Here is a 20,217-nt window from a genome sequence, read left to right as displayed (position 1 = left end):
AAGGGTAAAAATAAAAACGACTGGTCTTCCTGGCCGGAGAGAGTACCAGGTTAACCAGTCGATTTTTTACGAAACGGCGTGAACCGTTACGCCAGAACCATGCTTGGCGCTTTGAAAGCCAACGGCAGTTCTGCTTCGTCTTCGAAGGTCACATATTCCCAGGCTTCCTGTTTTGCCAGGACGGCCTGCAACAGTTTGTTGTTCAGCGCATGACCGGATTTGAACGCGGTAAATGCACCAATGATGTTGTGACCACACATGAACAGGTCGCCGATAGCGTCCAGCATTTTGTGACGAACGAATTCATCTTCGAAACGCAGGCCGTCTTCGTTCAGTACGCGATAATCGTCAACAACGATGGCACAATCGAAGCTGCCGCCCAGGCACAGGCCGCGGGACTGCAGATATTCGATATCACGCATGAAGCCAAACGTACGGGCTCGGCTGATCTGGCGCATAAACGCATCGGCAGAGAAGTTCATCGCATAGCGCTGGGTGCTGGAATCAATCGCCGGATGGTTAAAGTCGATGGTAAAGTCCAACGAGAAACCATTGTACGGTTTAAATTCGGCCCACTTGTCGCCATCTTCGACGCGAACGGTCTCTTTGATGCGAACAAATTTCTTCGCGCAGTTCAGTTCTTCGATGCCAGCATCCAGCAGCAGATAGACGAACGGTGCAGCACTGCCATCCATAATCGGGATTTCTGGCGCATCGACTTCAACAATAATGTTGTCGATACCCAGCCCCGCCAGGGCGGCGTTCAGGTGCTCTACGGTAGAAATCCGCACGTCATGCTCGTTCACCAGACAAGTACAGAGCATAGTATCACGCACAGATTTGGCATCGGCCGGAAAATCTACCGGTGGATTCAAGTCGGTGCGACGATAGATGACCCCGGTATTGGCCGGCGCAGGGCGTAACGTCAGCGTGACTTTCTTGCCGGTATGTAAACCGACACCCGTCGCCTGAACGATACGTTTAAGTGTCCTTTGTTTGATCATCGTATAATCTCGCCAAATTAACTATCCAACCGAGAGTGTATATCACTAACGGTGGGCCAGTTTAGCACAAAGAGCGCAAATCCCCTAATTCCAGCCAATTCTTAATCAGCTTGCTTACGCAGGAACGCCGGGATATCCAGATAATCTGGCTCTTTCGCCGTTTGCGGCGTTGGGTCGTTCACCACTTTCGCGGCCGGTTTCTGCTCCTGAGTCAGCGGAGACATACCGTGCTGCTGGTAACGATCCATTACCGGTTGCTGAGTCTGCTTGTTAGTTACTAAGGTGATCTCAGGACGCTTGTCCATACCGATACCGGTTGCCACAACGGTAACACGCAGCTCGTCGTTCATTTCAGGGTCAAGTGAAGTACCGATTACCACGGTAGCGTTGTCAGAGGCGAACGCACGGATGGTGTTACCCACGGTTTCGAACTCATCCAGACGCAGGTCAAAGCCAGCGGTAATGTTGACCAGCACGCCGCGCGCACCAGACAGGTCGATATCTTCCAGCAGTGGAGAAGAGATAGCCATTTCAGCCGCTTCTTCTGCACGGTCTTCGCCGCTCGCCACGCCAGAGCCCATCATCGCGTAGCCCATTTCGGACATCACGGTGCGAACGTCTGCAAAGTCAACGTTCATCAGGCCAGGACGGGTAATCAGTTCAGCGATACCCTGAACCGCGCCTTTCAGCACGTCGTTTGCTGCGCCGAAGGCGTCAAGCAGGGAGATACCGCGACCCAGAACCTTCAACAGTTTGTCGTTCGGGATGGTGATCAGCGAGTCCACATGTTTGGACAGCTCGGTGATACCCTGCTCCGCGAAGGCCATACGCTTCTTGCCTTCAAAATTGAAAGGCTTGGTCACGACAGCAACGGTCAGAATACCTAAATCTTTAGCCACTTCAGCCACAACAGGTGCTGCGCCGGTACCGGTACCGCCACCCATACCTGCTGCAATGAAGACCATGTCCGCACCTTCCAGTGCAGCGCGCAGGGCTTCACGATCTTCTTCAGCCGCATTGCGGCCCACTTCCGGGTTAGCCCCAGCTCCCAGCCCTTTGGTGATACCACCGCCGATCTGGATAGTCTGGCCTACCGCCGTCTTACGCAGTGCCTGCGCATCGGTGTTAACCGCGAAGAATTCAACACCTTCAATGCGTTCACGCACCATATGCTCTACGGCGTTACCGCCGCCGCCACCGACGCCGATGACTTTAATCACCGCGTCGTTGGTCAGTTCCATAGGTTCAAACATAATTTCTCTCTCCGTTGTGCCTGTCGCCCGAGACCGCTAATTCTCTCCGGTCTCTTAAAAAAATTAAAACTCTTTTCGCAACCAGTTGTTCAGTCGTTTGACCCACGACCCCACTGAGACGCGTTTTTCCACTTCCGCTTCACCACTGAGATGAGATTCCTTCCCGTAGTGGAGCAGGCCCACAGCCGTTGAATAATACGGCTCCTGAGCATAATCCGTTAAACCGGTGATATTCAGCGGCGCCCCAATACGTACCTGCGTATGGAAGACGCGCTGCGCACAGGCCGCAAGACCTTCAATTTGCGCTGCACCGCCGGTTAATACAATCCCCGCCGCAAGATGATGTTTAACACCCTGCTGACGAAGCTGTTCCTGTAACTGTAGAATTTCTTCGTTGACCAGGTTGAGCAGCTCGGTATAGCGCGGCTCAATCACCTCAGCCAACGTCTGGCGCTGCAGGCTGCGCGGTGGACGACCACCGACGCTTGGCACTTCAACGCTCTCATCTTTGCCAACGATAGAACCCAGCGCACAGCCGTGGCGCACTTTAATCGCTTCTGCATCGCTCGGTGGCGTACCAAAAGCGTAAGCAATATCGCTGGTCACGACGTTCCCTGCGTACGGGATCACTTTGGTGTGGCGCAGCGCACCGCCGGTATACACGGCCATGTCCATTGTACCACCACCAATATCGACCACACAGACACCCAGTTCACGTTCATCTTCGGTCAGTACGGAATAACTTGCCGCCAGACCGGCGAAAATAAGTTGGTCAACTTTCAGGCCACAACGTTCAACGGCTTTAACAATGTTCTTCGCCATATCGTTGTGACATGTGATCAGGTGCACTTTTGCCTGCATACGAACGCCTGACAGACCAACCGGGTTTTTGATCCCTTCCTGGTAGTCAATCGCATATTCCTGCGGGATCACGTGCAATACGCGATGCTCATCGCGAACACGCACGGACTTCGCCGTATGCACAACTTTTTCAACGTCTTCCTGCGTCACTTCCTCTTCGGAAATCGGCACCATGCCGATTTCGTTCTGGCAGCTAATGTGCTTACCAGAAAGGGCAAGATAGACAGAAGAAATCTGGCAATCTGCCATCAATTCAGCCTGATCGATGGCGCGCTGGACGCATTTCACCACCGATTCAAGATCGTTTACCCCACCTTTATCCATACCACGTGACGGGCAACTGCCCACGCCAATGATATTGACCATACCGTCGGGCAGAACTTCCCCTACTAAAGCGGCAACCTTCGCGGTGCCAATCTCCAGTCCAACTACCAGTTTTCTGTCCGTCGCCTTGATCATTGTTGTTCTGCCTGTACCTGTGCCTGATTCTGTTGCTGATTAGGTTCCTCGACCGGAGCCGGTACCCAACCGACTGCTGCGCCTGAGTCATAGCGCAAATCAACGTAGCTTATCCGTTTGCCGTCAGTCTGTGCCTGCTGCTGTAAAACCGGGTAAAGTTCGACAAAACGCGCCAGACGCTTCATGGTGTCCCCGCGTCCCAGGTTGAGCTTAATGCCGTTCGTTAACGTAAGCTGCCAGGAGCGGCGCGCCGTCATTGCAGCATCTTTTAACGTAAACCTGTCCTTCGCCAGCACCTGGCCCATTTCACGAAAACCCTGTAAAACCTCGTTTTCGCTGCCTTCAGGGCCATACAACATCGGTAAATTCTGCTTGTTGACACGATCGGTCGGGACGCTGAAGGAATTTCCGTCGACGTCAACCATGTGCTGATCATTCCAACGCGCAATGGGCACATATTCAACCAGATGAATCTTCAATTCATCAGGCCATTGCTTTCTTACGCTCGCCTGTTTTATCCATGGCAGACGTTCAATCTGGCTCTGGATAATATTGACGTCCTGCGTCATAAAGGTGCCAGGCGAACCCAGCGCCAGTATTGACTGGCGAATATCGTCGTTACGCGTGTAGTGACGCTCACCGGTGACCACCAGCTTAGAAAGCGGCAACCGCTGCGCATCTTCCATCCAGCCCAGGACCATCCAGCCGCTGATAAACACGGTGCACAGCACCCCGAGCAGGAAAATGATGCCTGCAAGACGCGTTCCATTACTGCGGCGTGAAGAGGTGTATTCTTCCTCGTCATCGCGGTTGCGCGTGTTCAATGCAGCCTGAGACATATCAGCCCGCCTGGTCCAGAATGCGTACGACTAACTGCGAGAAGCTCATCCCCGCCTGACGCGCAGCCATCGGCACAAGGCTGTGGCTCGTCATACCCGGAGAGGTGTTGGCTTCCAGCAGATAAAATTGTCCATCTTTGTCCTGCATCACATCGATGCGTCCCCAGCCCTGGCAACCCAGAACATGCCAGGCTTTAAGCACCAGGGACTGTAAATCGGCTTCACGCTCAGCTTCAAGACCACTTGGGCAGAAATATTGCGTCTCATCAGAGAGATACTTCGCCTCATAATCATAGAAGACTCCGGCGGGTTGGATACGGATTGACGGTAAAATTTCTTCGCCAAGCATCGCGACGGTAAATTCCGGCCCGCTAAGCCATTTTTCTATCAGAACTTCATCATCATGTTGAAATGCCAGCGCTAAAGCGGACGCTAAATCGTCAGCTTTGTCGACTTTGGACATTCCCACGCTGGAGCCTTCCCGGCTGGGCTTTACAATAACCGGTAAGCCCAGTTCAGCAATGCGTGCATTAACGCTATCCGGCAGGCCCAATTCAAATTCGCGACGCGTCAGTGCCACCCATGGCGCAACAGGTAAACCAGCGCCCTGCCACAGCAGCTTGCTGCGCAGTTTATCCATAGAGATAGCAGACGCCATCACGCCGCTGCCGGTGTACGGCAGACCGATCAGATCCAGAAGCCCCTGCAGGGTGCCGTCTTCACCGCCACGACCGTGTAAAGCGATAAAGACTTTATCGAAGCCCATGGCTTTTAACTGCGTCACGTCGACCTCTTTTGGATCGACCAGGTGCGCATTGACGCCACCTTCACGCAGGCCCGCCAGTACAGCGGCGCCGGAATTCAGGGAAACCTCGCGCTCGGCGGAGGTGCCGCCAGACAGGACAGCAATCTTATCAGCCATGATGCTCATCCTCCTGGTTTTGCGGCTTCAGTTTGATTTCAGCTAAGGTACGGGCGATTTTGCCGATATTTCCCGCGCCCTGAATCAGAATCAGATCGTTACCTGTCAGGACAGGTGCCAGAATTTCCGCCACCTGCGCAGGGTCAGAAACCAGAATAGGGTCAACTTTACCGCGTCCACGAATGGTGCGACACAGAGAACGACTGTCTGCACCAGGAATCGGCGTCTCGCCTGCGGCGTACACATCCAGCATTAACAGGGTGTCTACCTGTGACAGGACGCTGGCGAAATCGTCATATAGATCGCGCGTACGCGTGAAGCGGTGCGGCTGGAACACCATCACCAGATTTTTGTCTGGCCAGCCTGCACGAGCGGCTTTAATGGTGGCGTCCACTTCGGTCGGATGGTGGCCATAGTCGTCCACCAGCATCGCCGTACCGGCTTTACCGTTCACGGCATCCAGCGGGAATTCACCGAGGAAATCGAAACGACGCCCGGTGCCCTGGAAGCTTTCCAGTGCGCGCAGAATCGCATCATCATCAATGCCTTCTTCCGTCGCGACGGCCACTGCCGCTGCGGCATTGAGCGCGTTATGGCGCCCTGGTGCATTCAGCGTCACGTGCAGCAACTCTTTGTCCTGACGCGCCAGCGTGAAGTGTCCCTGCGCGCCAATCTGTTTGTACTCTTCCACGCGGACGTCAGCGTCTTCGCTGAAGCCGTAGGTGGTGATTTGACGACCCACGCGCGGCAGCAACTCGCGGATCACCGGATCGTCCACGCACATCACCGCGCGCCCGTAGAACGGCAGGTTGTGCAGGAAGTTGATAAAGGTCTGCTTTAAGTTCTCGAAGTCACCCTGGTAGGTATCCATATGGTCAGCTTCGATGTTGGTGACAATCGCCACCATCGGCTGCAGGTGCAGGAACGACGCGTCGCTCTCGTCCGCTTCAGCAATCAGATAACGACTGTGGCCCAGACGCGCATGTACGCCCGCGGCTTTGACCAGGCCGCCGTTGACGAACGTCGGGTCGAGACCCGCTTCTGCATAAATACTGGAAACCATCGCCGTGGTCGTGGTTTTACCGTGGGTCCCGGCAATCGCGATGCCGTGGCGGAAGCGCATCAGTTCCGCCAGCATTTCGGCACGGCGGATCACCGGAATGCGCGCGTCATGCGCGGCAACGATTTCCGGGTTGTCAGAGGAGATGGCGCTTGAGACCACCACCACGCTCGCATCGCGCACGTTTTCCGGGCGATGGTTGAAATAGATAGTCGCCCCAAGCGACGCCAGCTGCTGCGTTACAGGGTTTGGCGCCAGGTCAGACCCGCTGATCTGATAGCCTTCGTTAGCTAACACTTCGGCAATACCGCCCATGCCGGCACCACCGATGCCAACAAAGTGAATGTGCCGGACGCGACGCATCTCGGGCACGATTGAACGCAGTTTTGCCAGTTGTTGTGTATTCATTCTCTAAACGCCATCGACTACTTAAAATTCGTGCCGCGCTTCACGCGCTGCGAGGGTTAAGCCTGGGCTGCCAGGCTCACTTCTTTTGCCACCCGTTCCGTCGCATCAGGGATAGCCGCCGCGCGCGCGCGTTCAGCCATCTCAAGCAATACGTCTCTGTTCCAGCCCGCCAGGGTGGTGGCGACCGCGTCAGCGGTAAATTGTGGCTGCTCAAAAATTTTCGCCGCACCGGCTTTCTCAAGCGGCAGGGCATTCCAGTACTGCTGTCTGTCTTTGTGCTGGAAAGGCACAAACAGGGCTGGCAAACCCGCGGCAGCGATTTCGCTTACCGTTAAGGCTCCAGAACGACAGACCACGACATCGGCCCAGGCATAGGCTGCCGCCATGTCGTCGATAAATTCCGTCACGTTATGCTGCGGCTGCCCCGCCTCGGCGTAAGCCTGCTCAACGGTCTGCTGAGCGCCTTTTCCGCTCTGGTGCCAGATGGTGACGGCATCCCCCAGCTTTGCAGCAACCTGCGGCATCGTCTGGTTTAAAATGCGTGCCCCCTGAGAGCCACCGACGACCAGCACACGAACCGGCCCTTCACGGCCCGCCAGGCGAGCGTCCGGCAACGGCAGTGCCAGTACGTCCACACGGACCGGGTTACCTACCACGTCCGCTTTCGGGAACGCGCCGGGAAACGCCTGCATGACTTTGGTGGCGATTTTCGCCAGCCATTTGTTGGTCAGACCCGCAATACCGTTCTGCTCATGCAGGACGACGGGAATACCTAACGACCACGCGGCTAACCCGCCCGGCCCCGAGACATAGCCGCCCATGCCCAGCACCACATCGGGCTTAAAGCGCTTCATAATGGTGCGCGCCTGACGCCAGGCGTTAAAAATGCGCACCGGAGCCAGCAGCATTGCCTTGAGGCCTTTGCCGCGCAGGCCGGAAATACGAATAAAGTCGATCTCAATACCGTGTTTCGGTACCAGGTCGGCCTCCATGCGGTCTGCGGTTCCCAGCCAGCGTACCTGCCAGCCCTGATCCATTAAATGGTGCGCAACCGCCAGTCCCGGGAACACATGTCCGCCGGTACCGCCTGCCATCACCATTAACCGCTTCGGTTGATTCATCGTGAACCTCGTGTAAACGCCTGGGCTTTTTCCAGACGCGTTTCATAATCTATGCGCAACAACAGCATGATGGCCGTCGACATAATCAACAGACTGGAACCACCATAACTGATCAACGGCAACGTCAGACCTTTGGTCGGCAGCATACCCGCTGCGGCCCCGACGTTAACCAATGCCTGGAAACTAAACCAGATACCAATTGAGCAGGCCAGGAAGCCTGAGAAACGGTGATCGATCTCCAGCGCTTTCCGGCCGATGGACATGGCGCGGAAAGCGACGAAGAATACCATTAATAGCGCTAATACCACACCGATATAACCCAGTTCTTCCGCAATAATGGAGAAGATGAAGTCAGTATGCGCTTCCGGTAAATACTCCAGTTTCTGTACCGAGTTACCCAGCCCCTGCCCCCAGAGCTCACCACGACCAAAGGCCATGAGTGACTGCGTCAGCTGATAACCGCTGCCGAACGGGTCTTCCCACGGGTTCCAGAAAGAGGTCACGCGGCGAATACGGTAAGGCTCGGCGAGGATCAGCAGCACAACCGCTGAAATCCCCATCCCAATGATGGCGATGAACTGCCACAGCTTCGCGCCCGCCAGGAACAGCATGGCCAGCGTGGTCACAAACAGTACCACCACGGTACCGAGGTCAGGCTGCGCCAGCAGTAAGACCGCCAGCACCAGAATCACGCCCATCGGTTTTAAGAAGCCGCGCAGGTTATTACGCACTTCATCTACTTTACGCACCAGGTAGTTCGCCAGGTAGCAGAACAGGGAGAGCTTGGTAAATTCCGCAGGCTGAATACGCAGCGGGCCAAAGGCGATCCAGCGTGATGCCCCGTTTACGGAACTCCCCACCACCAGAACGATCAGCAGCATAATGATCGAGGCGATCAGCATCGCCGTACTGTGCCGCTGCCAGAACTCCATCGGTAGACGCAAGGTCACCAGCGCCAGGCAGAATGCCAGGATGATGTACAGACCATCACGTTTGGCAAACAGGAAAGGATCGTTCGCCAGACGCTGCCCGACGGGCATTGACGCTGACGTCACCATAATAAAGCCGACCGCCGCGAGCCCCATTGTGAGCCAGAACAGCGTGCGGTCGTACATGATCAGGCTGTCGTTATCTTTTTGACGAGAGCCCATCACCCAGCCTTTGAGCGCCGCAAACAACCACACCAGGATCCCAAATCCTGGCAGGCGCGGCATTTTCAGGCGAGGGAGAGATAAACGCATCAGCCTAACTCCTTCGCCAGGCGGGTAAAGACATCACCACGCTGTTCGAAATTCTTGAATTGATCGAGACTGGCACAGGCCGGAGAGAGCAGCACCATATCACCCGGCTTCACGCGAGGGGCAATCAGCCGCATCGCCTGTTCCATGGTTTCGGTTTGCTCGGCGATCTCAGGGCGCAGTTCAGCCAGCTCGCTGCCGTCACGGCCGAAGCAGTAGAGACGGATGTTATCGCCGGAGAGATACGGCTTCAGGGACGAGAAATCAGCAGACTTACCGTCGCCGCCCAGCAGCAGATGCAGGGTACCGTCAACGTGCAGCCCGTTCAGCGCGGCCTCCGTGCTGCCCACGTTGGTGGCTTTGGAGTCGTTGATCCAGCGCACGCCGTTGTGCTCCAGCGCCAGCTGGAAACGGTGCGCCAGACCAGAAAACGTGGTTAACGCTTTCAGGCTCGAGGAGCGCGGCAGCCCCACGGCATCCGCCAGCGCCAGCGCCGCCAGCGCATTGGTATAGTTGTGCTGACCAGAGAGCTTCATCTCTTTCACGTTCAGCACTTTCTCACCTTTCACGCGCAGCCAGGTTTCACCCAGCTGGCGGTTCAGATGGTAATCCCCCATGGTGATGCCAAAACTGATGCAGCGCTCGTCTGCGCCACGCACCGGCATGGTCAGCGCATCATCGGCGTTCACCACGCAGACTTTGGCATTCTCATAAACGCGCAGCTTGGCGGCACGGTACTGCTGCAGACCAAAGGGATATCTGTCCATATGATCTTCAGTCACGTTGAGGATCGTCGCAGCGGCAGCATGCAGGCTGGAGGTCGTTTCCAGCTGGAAGCTGGAAAGCTCGAGAACATACAGTTCACAGCCTTTATCCAGCAGCATCAGAGCAGGCAAACCAATGTTACCGCCAACGCCGACGTTCATGCCCGCCGCTTTCGCCATTTCCCCCACCAGGGTGGTGACGGTGCTTTTACCGTTAGAACCGGTAATCGCGATAACGGGAGCCTGCGCTTCGCGGCAGAACAGCTCGATATCGCCAACAATCTCAACGCCCGCATCTGCGGCAGCGCTCAGGGAAGGATGCGCCAGCGCCATACCCGGGCTGGCGACAATCAGATCGGCTGCCAGCAGCCAGTCATCATTCAGACCACCCAGGTGGCGTTCAACCTGTTCCGGCAGCTTGTCCAGACCCGGCGGAGAGACACGCGTATCCATCACGCGCGGCGTCACGCCACGCGCGAGGAAAAAGTCCACGCAGGAGAGCCCCGTGAGGCCCAACCCGATGATAACGACTTTTTTGCCCTGGTAATCTGCCATGATTAACGTACCTTCAGCGTTGCCAGGCCAATCAGCACCAGCATCAGCGAAATAATCCAGAAGCGCACAATGACGCGCGGCTCCGGCCAGCCTTTCAGTTCATAGTGGTGGTGAATCGGCGCCATACGGAAGATGCGCTGACCGCGCAGCTTGAAGGAGCCGACCTGCAAAATCACCGACAGCGTCTCAACCACAAACACGCCGCCCATGATCACCAGCAGGAACTCCTGGCGCAGCAGCACGGCAATAATGCCCAGCGCGCCGCCCAAAGCCAGTGAACCGACGTCACCCATAAAGACCTGAGCCGGATAGGTGTTGAACCACAGGAAGCCAAGACCCGCGCCGACAATCGCCGTACAGACGATCACCAGTTCACCCGCATGACGCAGATAAGGGATGTGCAGGTAGTTCGCAAAGTTCATGTTACCTGTCGCCCACGCCACCAGCGCAAAACCGGCCGCCACGAAGACGGTAGGCATGATTGCCAGGCCATCCAGACCGTCGGTCAGGTTAACGGCGTTACCGGTGCCGACAATCACAAAGTACGCCAGCAGAATGTAGAACAGACCCAGCTGCGGCATCACGTCTTTAAAGAACGGCACGACCAGCTCGGTCGCTGGCGTGTCTTTCCCGGCAAGATACAGTGCGAAGGCCACGCCCAGCGCGATCACCGACATCCAGAAATACTTCCAGCGGGCAATCAGGCCTTTGGTATCTTTGCGGACGACTTTGCGGTAATCATCGACGAAACCGATGATCCCGTAACCCACCAGTACCGTCAGCACACACCAGACGTACGGGTTGGACGGGTACGCCCACAACAGCACGGAAACGACGATGGCAGTCAGGATCATGATCCCGCCCATGGTCGGCGTACCGCGCTTGCTGAAGTGCGATTCCGGGCCGTCGTTACGCACAACCTGGCCGAAAGAGAGCTTTTGCAGACGGGCAATCATGCGCGGGCCCATCCACAACGAGATGAACAGCGCAGTCAGCAGGCTGACGATGGCGCGAAACGTCAGATATGAAAAGACGTTAAAGCCTGAGTAATATTTGACCAAATGTTCGGCCAGCCAAACTAACATGTCCCGTTCTCCTGTAATGCGTGCACAACCTCTTCCATGGCGGCACTACGTGAACCTTTCACTAACACTGTCACAATTTGTTTTTCTGTCATTAATGCCTTAAGGCGCTCAATCAAGGCGGCTTTATCGGCAAAATGCTCACCAACGCCGCTGGCCTGGCTAATCGCCTGGCTCAATTTTCCTGTGCTCAGTACACAGTCCAGCCCCGCCGCTTTCGCCGCTTCACCGACCTGGGTATGACAGGCTTCGCTTTCGTCGCCCAGTTCTGCCATGTCGCCAACCACCATGATGCGGTAGCCCGGCATTTCAGATAACACCTGCACCGCCGCCGTCATCGAGCCAACATTCGCGTTATAGGAGTCATCCAGCAGTAGCTTGTTTTCCGAAAGCTGAATCGGGAACAGGCGTCCCGGCACGGCTTTCAGGTTCGCCAGCCCGGCTTTGATTGCCGCATGTGAAGCGCCCACCGCCGTTGCCAGCGCCGCCGCCGCAAGGGCATTGGCGATGTTATGGCGACCCGGCAGCGGCAGCAGCACCTCCACGCCACCCGTTGGGGTAGTGAGGGTGAACTCGGTGCCGTGCGACGTCACATGGATATTGGTCGCCGTAAAATCACTGTTGGCCGCATTTGGTGAGAAGCGCCAGGTTTTACGCGCACCAATGATGCTCTGCCAGTTAAGCCAGTCGTTGTTATCGGCGTTCAGAATGGCAATACCGTTATCCGGCAGGCCGGTGTAAATTTCACCTTTCGCTTTCGCCACGCCTTCCAGCGAGCCAAAACCTTCCAGGTGCGCAGCCGCGAGGTTATTCACCAGCGCCGCTTCCGGGCGAGTCAGGCTCACGGTCCAGGCGATTTCACCCTGGTGGTTTGCGCCTAACTCGATCACCGCATAGTCATGCTCTTTGGTCAGGCGAAGCAATGTCATCGGCACGCCGATGTCATTATTGAGGTTGCCCGCGGTAAAAAGCGTATTGCCGCACTGGCTGAGGATCGCCGCCGTCATCTCTTTCACTGACGTTTTGCCTGATGACCCTGTCAGCGCGACGACGCGAGCCGGCACCTGCTGACGAACCCAGGCAGCCAGCTCACCGAACGCGAGACGTGTATCTTTCACCACAACCTGCGGCAGATCGATATCAAGCTTGCGGCTGACCAGCAGCGCACCGGCGCCGTTCTCTTTGGCCTGCTCGGCAAAATCATGCGCGTCAAAACGCTCGCCTTTCAGCGCCACAAAGAGACAGCCTGCGGTGACTTTACGGGTGTCCGTCGTCACGGCATCGATGGTCAGGTCTTGCCCGTGCAGGTCGCCGTGCAGTACTTCTGCGGCCTGGCTTAAGGAGAGGCTAATCATGCGACAACTCCCAGCAGGCGAGCTGCCGTTACGCGATCCGAGTAGTCCAGACGGAGATTGCCAACGATCTGATAATCTTCATGGCCTTTGCCCGCCAGCAGAACAACGTCATTCTCCTGCGCCTGCATGATGGCGTTTGTCACGGCTTCAGCACGGCCTTCCACGACGCGCGCGCGGCCTGCGTCCAGCATACCCGCCAGAATGTCATTAATGATGGCGCGCGGCTCTTCGGTACGCGGGTTGTCATCGGTGACAACCGGAATATCCGCGAACTGTTCCGCAATCGCCCCCATCAGCGGGCGTTTGCCTTTGTCGCGATCGCCGCCGCAGCCAAACACGCACCAGAGCTTACCGGTACAGTGCAGGCGCGCCGCTTCCAGCGCTTTTTCCAGCGCATCCGGCGTGTGGGCATAATCAACCACAACGGTCGGCTTACCCGGCGCGCTAAATACTTCCATACGGCCACAAACCGGCTGCAGTCGCGCGGCGGTTTTCAGCAGTTCAGCCATCGGGTAACCCAGCGCCAGCAGCGTTGCCAGGGCCAGCAGTAGGTTGCTGACGTTAAACGCCCCCATCAGGCGGCTTTCAATTTCGCCTTCACCCCAGGAAGAGGCAAAGCGGATGGTCGCCCCGCTGTCGTGATAATTCACCTCAACCGCTTTCAGCCAGCGGCCGTGGCAGTTCGGATTGATATGGTCTTCCATCGAGACGGCAACTGCATCTGGCAGCTTCGCCAGCCAGCGGCGGCCCACTTCATCGTCGGCGTTGATGATGGCCTGACCGTAATGGTGAGTAGAGAACAGCAGCCATTTCGCGGCTTCGTAGTGCTCCATATCGCCATGATAATCAAGATGGTCGCGGCTCAGGTTGGTAAACACGGATGCAGCAAATTTCAGCGCCGCGACGCGGTGCTGTACCAGACCGTGCGAAGAGACCTCCATCGCGGCGAAGGTTGCGCCCTGCCCTGCCAGACCGGCAAGCACGTGCTGTACGTCAACCGCCGAGCCGGTGGTGTTTTCCGTCGGGCTCACTTTGCCCAGCAGACCGTTACCCACGGTTCCCATCACCGCACCGGTTTCACCCAGCAGCTGTGCCCACTGCGCCATCAGCTGCGTGGTGGTGGTTTTACCGTTCGTACCCGTTACGCCAACCAGACGCAGCTGGTCGGAAGGTTCGTGATAAAAACGTCCCGCCAGTGCGGAAAGACGTTCGTTTAACTGGCTGAGATAGATGACCGGCACGCCGTGCATTTCACGGATCTCACCGTCGGTTGCCTCATCTTTAGCCTCAGCAATAATGGCAGCCACACCTTGCGCAATCGCCTGCGGGATATAACGACGCCCGTCCGCCTGATGACCGACCACCGCCACAAAAAGATCGCCAGAAGCCGCTACGCGGCTGTCCAGAACCATCTCTCGCAGTGCTCGCTCCGGTGCATTTGGCACCCACGGAGCGAGAAGGTCGCGCAAATTACGATCTGCCACCTGTACCCTCGCCTTGATTAATTACAAATTCACTTTTTTCGCCCGTCGCCAGCGCATCCGGTTCAATGTTCATGGTGCGTAACACGCCGCCCATGATGGCCCCGAACACAGGCGCGGAGACGGCGCCGCCGTAGTATTTACCCGCCTGTGGATCGTTTATCACGACCACCAGCGCAAAACGCGGATTGCTTGCAGGCGCAACGCCTGCGGTATAGGCAATGTATTTGTTGATGTAGCGGCCGTCTGGCCCCACTTTTTTCGCTGTACCGGTTTTAATGGCGATACGATAGCCTTTAATCGCCGCCTTCACGCCGCCGCCGCCCGGCAGCGCCACGCTTTCCATCATGTGCACCACGGTACGAACGATAGATTCCGGGAAGATACGCTCGCCCGGGACCGGTGGATCAACTTTGGTAATCGACAGCGGGCGATAGACGCCATAGCTGCCAATCGTTGCGTAGACTCGCGCTAACTGTAACGGGGTTACCATTAGCCCGTAGCCGAAAGAGAAGGTGGCCCTCTCTATGTCAGACCACCGTTGTTTTTGAGGATATAAGCCACTGCGTTCTCCGACCAACCCCAAATTGGTCGCCTTTCCCAGTCCAAAACGTGAGTAAGTTTCTACTAACGCTGAGGACGGCATCGCTAACGCCAGCTTTGAAACACCGACGTTACTCGACTTCTGTAACACCCCGGTCAGGGTCAATTCGCTGTAGCGCGCCACGTCTTTTATCTCGTGGCCGTTAATACGGTATGGGACAGTGTTCAGGACCGTGTTTTCATTGACAATACCGCGCTGGAGCGCGGTCATCACCACCATCGGCTTCACCGTGGAGCCGGGTTCGAACACGTCGGTAATTGCCCGGTTACGCATGGCATCTTTTGCGGTGCCGGTAAAGTTGTTCGGGTTGTAGGACGGGCTGTTGGCCATCGCCAGCACTTCACCGGTGCTGACGTCCACCAGCACGGCGCTGCCTGACTCCGCCTTGTTGAACGCCACCGCGTTGTTCAACTCGCGGTAGACCAGCGCCTGCAGGCGCTCGTCGATACTCAGGGCCAGGTTATGCGCTGCCTGACTGTCCGTGGAAGAGATATCTTCGATGACGCGCCCGTAGCGGTCCTTACGCACGATTCGCTCGCCCGGCTGGCCGGTGAGCCACTTATCGAAGCTTTTCTCAACGCCCTCAATCCCCTGGCTGTCGACGTTGGTAAAGCCAATGAGGTGAGCGGTTACTTCGCCGGATGGGTAGTAACGGCGGGATTCTTCACGCAGATGAATACCCGGCAGCTTCAGTTTGCGAATGTAGTCCGCCATGTCAGGGTTAACCTGACGCGCCAGATAGATAAAACGTCCTTTCGGGTTCGCGTTAACGCGGGAAGCCAGCTGATCCAGCGGCATTTTCAGCGCATCAGAGAGGGCTTTCCAGCGGTTATCAAGGGTAATGCCACCGGCGTCGTGCAGCTCTTTCGGATCGGCCCAGATCGCTTTCACCGGCACGCTCACCGCCAGCGGACGACCGGAGCGGTCGGTGATCATCCCGCGGGACGTGGAAACCTCCTGAACGCGAAGAGAGCGCATATCGCCCTGGCGTACCAGCATGTCAGGGGCGACGATTTGCAGCCAGGCCACGCGGCCCAGTAGAAAACCCAGCGCCAGTAAAATGCAGCCGCAAAGCAACGCAAAACGCCAACTGATAAAGTTGGCCTGTTCTTCCTGACGTTTTGGTTTTAGCGTTTTTGCCGCTGCTTTCATGCGTCGCGTTTTCCCTTATTTTTGTACTACGATATTTTCCTGTGAAGGATCAACATGCTGCAGCTGCAGCTTTTCCGTTGCGATCCGTTCAACCCGGCTGTGATCGCCGAGCGCGTTTTCTTCAAGGATCAGATTTCGCCATTCAATATCCAGCGCATCGCGTTCCAGTACCATCTGCTCGCGTTGCGCAGTCAATAAACGTGTGTGGTGGGCGGTGGTGACCACCGTCACAGCCGTGACAATGATGCAAATGAACAGACAGAGTGGCAGTTTCCCAAACCGCAAAAGATCGTCGCCGATCACGCCAGGCAAGGCATGGCGCTCGTTGCTTCCTAACGAATCCTTAACTTTGCTTAGGGTCTCTGTCACTCTGCCGATCATGCGTTCGTCCTCTCTGCAACACGCAGCACTGAACTACGGGCGCGTGGATTCTCTGCCACCTCTTCTTCGCCCGGCATCAACTTGCCTAATGCTCGCAACTGACGGCCACCCAGCTTCCTGAGTTGTTCTTCCGTCATCGGCAGCCCCGCGGGTACCTGTGGACCGCGGCTTTGTTCACGCATAAAGCGTTTCACAATACGGTCTTCCAGCGAATGGAAGCTAATGATGGATAACCGCCCACCCGGGGCCAGCACGTCGAGCGAGCTTTTTAGCGCCAGCTCTATTTCCTCCAGTTCACTGTTTACCCAGATGCGAACCGCCTGGAAGGTACGGGTCGCGGGATGTTTGTGCTTATCCTTCACCGGCGTTGCCGCCGCGATCACCTCGGCCAACTCTTTGGTGCGGGTCATCGGCTCAATGCGATTGCGCTCAACAATGGCGCGCGCAATACGTTTGCCAAAGCGCTCTTCGCCGAAGGTTTTGATGACCCATGCAATATCCGCTTCGTCAGCGGTCTGTAACCACTCGGCGGCAGACTGGCCGCGAGTCGGGTCCATACGCATGTCCAGCGGACCATCACGCATAAAGGAGAAACCGCGTTCAGCATCATCAAGTTGGGGTGAAGAGACGCCAAGATCGAGAAGAATCCCGTCGATCTTGCCCGTCAGGCCGCGCTCAGCCACATAGTCCGCGAGCGCAGAAAAGGGTCCATGCACGATGGAAAAGCGTGGGTCATTGATAGTCTGTGCAACGGCAATTGCCTGCGGATCGCGATCGATTGCCAGCAGACGCCCCTCCTCACCCAGTTGGGAGAGGATCAAACGCGAGTGACCACCGCGACCAAAAGTGCCATCAATGTAGATGCCATCCGGACGAATATTCAGGCCGTTAACGGCCTCGTCCAGTAACACCGTTTTATGTTTATAATTTTCCATCATATTTATAGAGACAAGTCCTGCAGCCGTTCCGATAATGTCGCGGAATCAGACTGCTCAGCGTCGATATCTTCCTTGACCTGTTGATACCAGGTCGTTTCATCCCACAGTTCAAATTTGTTGAACTGCCCGACCAGCATCACTTCTTTGGTCAGACCGGCATGTTGCCGTAACACAGGTGCGATCAGTAATCGCCCTGCGTTATCCATCTGACATTCACTGGCATGTCCCAATAACAACCGCTGCACGCGGCGTTCCTGCGGGTTCATGCTCGACAGTCGCGACAGCTTTTGCTCAATAATTTCCCATTCAGGCAGGGGGTAAAGCAGCAGGCAGGGGGAGTTAATGTCAATGGTGCAAACCATTTGACCCGCAGCGTTCTCAATCAGCTGGTCGCGGTATCGGGTTGGTACCGATAAACGCCCTTTACTGTCGAGATTGACTAACGTAGCTCCACGGAACATGCCAGTCTCACCCCTCCTCACCACTTTAACCCACAAATTCCCACCTAAAGGAGTTTACGGAGCGAGGGAAAAGCTTGTCAAGCCAGGACTCTCGGCATAAGGACTCGAAAGCCCTCTATTTACAGAGATAAACAGTCCTGGTCAATAACTGCACAACTGGCGAGGCAAAATTAACGTTATGAATATTTGTAAGAAAAAAACCGAATATGCACACTAGCGTTAAGGCTCACTCAATATCATCGCAGATAAATATAAAGTGTCAGTTTGCGACGCGGGCAGCATTTTATGACAGATTCTCAGGGGATGACAGCGCCAGATTCACTCAGGCGAGCGGTAAGCGCAGTGGTTATCGCGTAAGCTGTCAAAGGAAGAGGAAAAAACGTCTGAATATTCATCGACCGAAGAGGGTTTGTAACAAAATAATACAAAGAGTGCCGTTTAAAATCGCTGAGATGTTGTTTAAAGGGCAATTTAAAAGCCAAAATGAATAAAGAAAAATAGGCGATTATGATCTCCCAAGAATTATCCTAATTTCTCTCCGGGAATTATCTGCACGAATTATTGCAGCAAAAAGGGGCAGATTTCACCGCCCCGGTCATTTCATTTTTGGCGGCTCAAAATTCCGCGATGGTAGAGGTTACGTTTGATACGCGTCAGGCCCGGCTTCGGTTTGCGGGGTTCATCCAGACTTGCCAGCACAATCTCCAGCACGCGTTCAGCCACATCGCGATGGCGCTGTGCAACCGCCAGCACCGGGCACTGAAGGAAGTCGAGCAGCTCATTATCCCCGAACGTGGCAATCGCCAGATCGGAAGGCAGTTTACCTTCACGACGTAAGGTCACATCCATGACACCCTGCAAGAGCGCAAACGAGGTAGTGAACAGCGCCTGAGGCATTGGATGCGTTTCCAGCCATTTTTCGAACAGCTGCGCGGCGGCTTCACGTTCGTAGCTGTTGGCATAGAGGTAGTGAACCTCGCGCGGATCGTCTCTCCATGCCGTTCTGAATCCCTGCTCGCGCAGGAAGCTCACGGAAAGTTCAGGCAGCGCGCCAAGATACAGCACCGTTTCCGCCGGGAACGTCCGCAGCTCTGCGGCCAGCATTTCGGCATCATCCTGATCGGCACCCACCACGCTGGTGAAATGCTCGCGATCGAGGGCACGGTCAAGCGCAACGATCGGGAACGGATCATTCGCCCAGCGCTGGTAGAAAGGATGCTCCGGCGGTAAGGAGGTCGAAACAATAATGGCATCCACCTGGCGCTGAAGCAGATGTTCAATGCAGCGCATCTCGTTATCAGGCTGGTCTTCCGAGCAGGCAATCAGCAATTGATAGCCGCGCTGACGCGCCTGACGTTCAAGATAGTTGGCGATACGGGTATAGCTGGTGTTTTCCAGGTCCGGGATTACCAGACCAATAGAGCGGGTGCGCCCGGCGCGCAGACCGGCTGCGACAGCATTCGGATGGTAGTTATGTTCACGAACCACCGCCATAACTTTTTCAACGGTCTTGTCGCTGACACGGTACTGCTTTGCTTTACCGTTAATCACATAGCTGGCCGTTGTTCGTGACACGCCGGCTAGCCGGGCGATTTCATCCAGTTTCACAATTGCCCCTTAAAAAAAGAAAAGAGTCCATGGCCCTGTCAAGGTTATGGTTAAATCTTTTAACATCTAAACGCAGAAAAGCCTTCGCGGCAACCGCTTTTATCTGCGTTGTCGGCTGATTACGCAAAAAAAAGCCCGGCTTTGGTGACCGGGCAGAAAGAGGCGAACCTTTTTGACAACTAACGCATGATTTTCTCGCCGCGTGACAGACCCACAACACCCGATCTCGCCACCTCGACAATTTTTGCGACATCCCGTACGGACGCCAGGAACGCATCCAGCTTGTCGCTCGTCCCGACCAGCTGAACGGTATAAAGAGAAGGCGTGACGTCGATAATCTGTCCGCGGAAAATATCCGCATTGCGTTTGACTTCTTCACGCCCGTAGCCGCTGGCCTGAATTTTCACCAGCATGACCTCACGTTCAACGTAGGCCCCTTGCCCCAGCTCGCTCACGCGCAGCACGTCGACCAGCTTATGCAGCTGTTTCTCAATCTGTTCAAGCACCTTAGCGTCGCCGACGGTTTGGATCGTCATGCGCGACAGCGTTGGGTCTTCCGTCGGGGCGACGGTCAGGCTTTCAATGTTATAACCGCGCTGCGCAAAAAGGCCAATGACGCGCGACAGTGCGCCAGACTCGTTTTCCAGTAAAACTGATAATATCCGGCGCAT

At 56.0% G+C, this 20,217-nt stretch carries 18 protein-coding genes; all 18 read right to left on the bottom strand.

From position 1 onward, the window contains the following. Positions 1-86 precede the first annotated feature (86 nt). The 18 genes from lpxC to ilvN all read right to left on the bottom strand — a co-directional run bounded on the left by lpxC (position 87) and on the right by ilvN (position 20,217). A complete protein-coding gene (lpxC, locus tag ACVCAM_RS17670; RefSeq protein WP_008501977.1) occupies positions 87-1,004 on the bottom strand; it encodes a UDP-3-O-acyl-N-acetylglucosamine deacetylase in 918 nt (305 codons plus the stop codon). A 101-nt stretch (positions 1,005-1,105) separates the two neighbouring features. Then, the gene (ftsZ, locus tag ACVCAM_RS17665) at positions 1,106-2,257 is read right to left on the bottom strand and encodes a cell division protein FtsZ (RefSeq protein WP_008501978.1); all 1,152 of its coding nucleotides are present in this window, start codon (positions 2,255-2,257) and stop codon (positions 1,106-1,108) included. A 63-nt stretch (positions 2,258-2,320) separates the two neighbouring features. After that, the gene (gene ftsA / locus ACVCAM_RS17660; RefSeq protein WP_407223058.1) at positions 2,321-3,577 is read right to left on the bottom strand and encodes a cell division protein FtsA; all 1,257 of its coding nucleotides are present in this window, start codon (positions 3,575-3,577) and stop codon (positions 2,321-2,323) included. After that, positions 3,574-4,416: a cell division protein FtsQ gene (gene ftsQ, locus ACVCAM_RS17655; RefSeq protein ID WP_008501979.1), complete on the bottom strand. Its 843-nt coding sequence runs from the start codon at positions 4,414-4,416 to the stop codon at positions 3,574-3,576. Before ftsQ ends, ftsA begins: the two co-directional genes overlap by 4 nt. A 1-nt stretch (position 4,417) precedes the next feature. Continuing rightward, the gene (locus ACVCAM_RS17650) at positions 4,418-5,338 is read right to left on the bottom strand and encodes a D-alanine--D-alanine ligase (RefSeq protein ID WP_023293286.1); all 921 of its coding nucleotides are present in this window, start codon (positions 5,336-5,338) and stop codon (positions 4,418-4,420) included. Then, positions 5,331-6,806, bottom strand: a complete 1,476-nt coding sequence (murC, locus tag ACVCAM_RS17645; RefSeq protein ID WP_023326695.1) for a UDP-N-acetylmuramate--L-alanine ligase — start codon at positions 6,804-6,806, stop codon at positions 5,331-5,333. Before murC ends, ACVCAM_RS17650 begins: the two co-directional genes overlap by 8 nt. A gap of 56 nt (positions 6,807-6,862) precedes the next feature. Beyond that, positions 6,863-7,927, bottom strand: a complete 1,065-nt coding sequence (gene murG / locus ACVCAM_RS17640) for an undecaprenyldiphospho-muramoylpentapeptide beta-N-acetylglucosaminyltransferase (RefSeq protein WP_021240525.1) — start codon at positions 7,925-7,927, stop codon at positions 6,863-6,865. Next, the gene (ftsW, locus tag ACVCAM_RS17635) at positions 7,924-9,168 is read right to left on the bottom strand and encodes a cell division protein FtsW (protein WP_008501983.1); all 1,245 of its coding nucleotides are present in this window, start codon (positions 9,166-9,168) and stop codon (positions 7,924-7,926) included. Before ftsW ends, murG begins: the two co-directional genes overlap by 4 nt. Next, positions 9,168-10,484: a UDP-N-acetylmuramoyl-L-alanine--D-glutamate ligase gene (gene murD, locus ACVCAM_RS17630; protein WP_023345434.1), complete on the bottom strand. Its 1,317-nt coding sequence runs from the start codon at positions 10,482-10,484 to the stop codon at positions 9,168-9,170. Before murD ends, ftsW begins: the two co-directional genes overlap by 1 nt. A 2-nt stretch (positions 10,485-10,486) precedes the next feature. Further along, positions 10,487-11,569, bottom strand: coding sequence for a phospho-N-acetylmuramoyl-pentapeptide-transferase (gene mraY / locus ACVCAM_RS17625; RefSeq protein ID WP_008501985.1), 1,083 nt, complete (start codon positions 11,567-11,569; stop codon positions 10,487-10,489). Continuing rightward, positions 11,563-12,921, bottom strand: a complete 1,359-nt coding sequence (gene murF / locus ACVCAM_RS17620; RefSeq protein ID WP_025912172.1) for a UDP-N-acetylmuramoyl-tripeptide--D-alanyl-D-alanine ligase — start codon at positions 12,919-12,921, stop codon at positions 11,563-11,565. Before murF ends, mraY begins: the two co-directional genes overlap by 7 nt. Next, positions 12,918-14,405: a UDP-N-acetylmuramoyl-L-alanyl-D-glutamate--2,6-diaminopimelate ligase gene (murE, locus tag ACVCAM_RS17615; protein WP_407223055.1), complete on the bottom strand. Its 1,488-nt coding sequence runs from the start codon at positions 14,403-14,405 to the stop codon at positions 12,918-12,920. Before murE ends, murF begins: the two co-directional genes overlap by 4 nt. Then, on the bottom strand, positions 14,392-16,158 hold the full coding sequence (locus ACVCAM_RS17610) for a peptidoglycan glycosyltransferase FtsI (protein ID WP_008501988.1): 1,767 nt from the start codon (positions 16,156-16,158) through the stop codon (positions 14,392-14,394). The genes murE and ACVCAM_RS17610 overlap by 14 nt, the downstream gene beginning before the upstream one ends. 15 nt (positions 16,159-16,173) lie before the next feature. Continuing rightward, positions 16,174-16,539 (bottom strand): cell division protein FtsL, encoded by a 366-nt coding sequence (ftsL, locus tag ACVCAM_RS17605; RefSeq protein ID WP_008501989.1) that lies wholly within the window; start codon positions 16,537-16,539, stop codon positions 16,174-16,176. Then, positions 16,536-17,477, bottom strand: a complete 942-nt coding sequence (gene rsmH / locus ACVCAM_RS17600) for a 16S rRNA (cytosine(1402)-N(4))-methyltransferase RsmH (RefSeq protein ID WP_021240527.1) — start codon at positions 17,475-17,477, stop codon at positions 16,536-16,538. Before rsmH ends, ftsL begins: the two co-directional genes overlap by 4 nt. Positions 17,478-17,479: 2 nt before the next feature. After that, positions 17,480-17,938 (bottom strand): division/cell wall cluster transcriptional repressor MraZ, encoded by a 459-nt coding sequence (gene mraZ, locus ACVCAM_RS17595; RefSeq protein ID WP_021240528.1) that lies wholly within the window; start codon positions 17,936-17,938, stop codon positions 17,480-17,482. A gap of 600 nt (positions 17,939-18,538) precedes the next feature. Next, positions 18,539-19,546, bottom strand: a complete 1,008-nt coding sequence (gene cra / locus ACVCAM_RS17590; protein WP_025912170.1) for a catabolite repressor/activator — start codon at positions 19,544-19,546, stop codon at positions 18,539-18,541. A gap of 179 nt (positions 19,547-19,725) precedes the next feature. Further along, on the bottom strand, positions 19,726-20,217 hold the full coding sequence (gene ilvN, locus ACVCAM_RS17585) for an acetolactate synthase small subunit (RefSeq protein ID WP_008501994.1): 492 nt from the start codon (positions 20,215-20,217) through the stop codon (positions 19,726-19,728).

Source organism: Enterobacter sp. CFEC122 (assembly GCF_052983755.1).
This window is presented reverse-complemented; position numbering and strand designations above follow the sequence as displayed.

Excerpts from the sequence above, each read along its gene's own strand:
- murF (WP_025912172.1), bottom strand. The coding sequence starts at position 12,921 with ATGATTAGCCTCTCCTTAAGCCAGGCCGCAGAAGTACTGCACGGCGAC.
- murC (WP_023326695.1), bottom strand. The coding sequence starts at position 6,806 with ATGAATACACAACAACTGGCAAAACTGCGTTCAATCGTGCCCGAGATG.
- ftsW (WP_008501983.1), bottom strand. The coding sequence starts at position 9,168 with ATGCGTTTATCTCTCCCTCGCCTGAAAATGCCGCGCCTGCCAGGATTT.
- ftsQ (WP_008501979.1), bottom strand. The coding sequence starts at position 4,416 with ATGTCTCAGGCTGCATTGAACACGCGCAACCGCGATGACGAGGAAGAA.
- ilvN (WP_008501994.1), bottom strand. The coding sequence starts at position 20,217 with ATGCGCCGGATATTATCAGTTTTACTGGAAAACGAGTCTGGCGCACTG.
- rsmH (WP_021240527.1), bottom strand. The coding sequence starts at position 17,477 with ATGATGGAAAATTATAAACATAAAACGGTGTTACTGGACGAGGCCGTT.
- murG (WP_021240525.1), bottom strand. The coding sequence starts at position 7,927 with ATGAATCAACCGAAGCGGTTAATGGTGATGGCAGGCGGTACCGGCGGA.
- ACVCAM_RS17650 (WP_023293286.1), bottom strand. The coding sequence starts at position 5,338 with ATGGCTGATAAGATTGCTGTCCTGTCTGGCGGCACCTCCGCCGAGCGC.
- mraZ (WP_021240528.1), bottom strand. The coding sequence starts at position 17,938 with ATGTTCCGTGGAGCTACGTTAGTCAATCTCGACAGTAAAGGGCGTTTA.
- mraY (WP_008501985.1), bottom strand. The coding sequence starts at position 11,569 with ATGTTAGTTTGGCTGGCCGAACATTTGGTCAAATATTACTCAGGCTTT.
- ftsA (WP_407223058.1), bottom strand. The coding sequence starts at position 3,577 with ATGATCAAGGCGACGGACAGAAAACTGGTAGTTGGACTGGAGATTGGC.
- lpxC (WP_008501977.1), bottom strand. The coding sequence starts at position 1,004 with ATGATCAAACAAAGGACACTTAAACGTATCGTTCAGGCGACGGGTGTC.
- ftsZ (WP_008501978.1), bottom strand. The coding sequence starts at position 2,257 with ATGTTTGAACCTATGGAACTGACCAACGACGCGGTGATTAAAGTCATC.
- ACVCAM_RS17610 (WP_008501988.1), bottom strand. The coding sequence starts at position 16,158 with ATGAAAGCAGCGGCAAAAACGCTAAAACCAAAACGTCAGGAAGAACAG.
- murD (WP_023345434.1), bottom strand. The coding sequence starts at position 10,484 with ATGGCAGATTACCAGGGCAAAAAAGTCGTTATCATCGGGTTGGGCCTC.
- ftsL (WP_008501989.1), bottom strand. The coding sequence starts at position 16,539 with ATGATCGGCAGAGTGACAGAGACCCTAAGCAAAGTTAAGGATTCGTTA.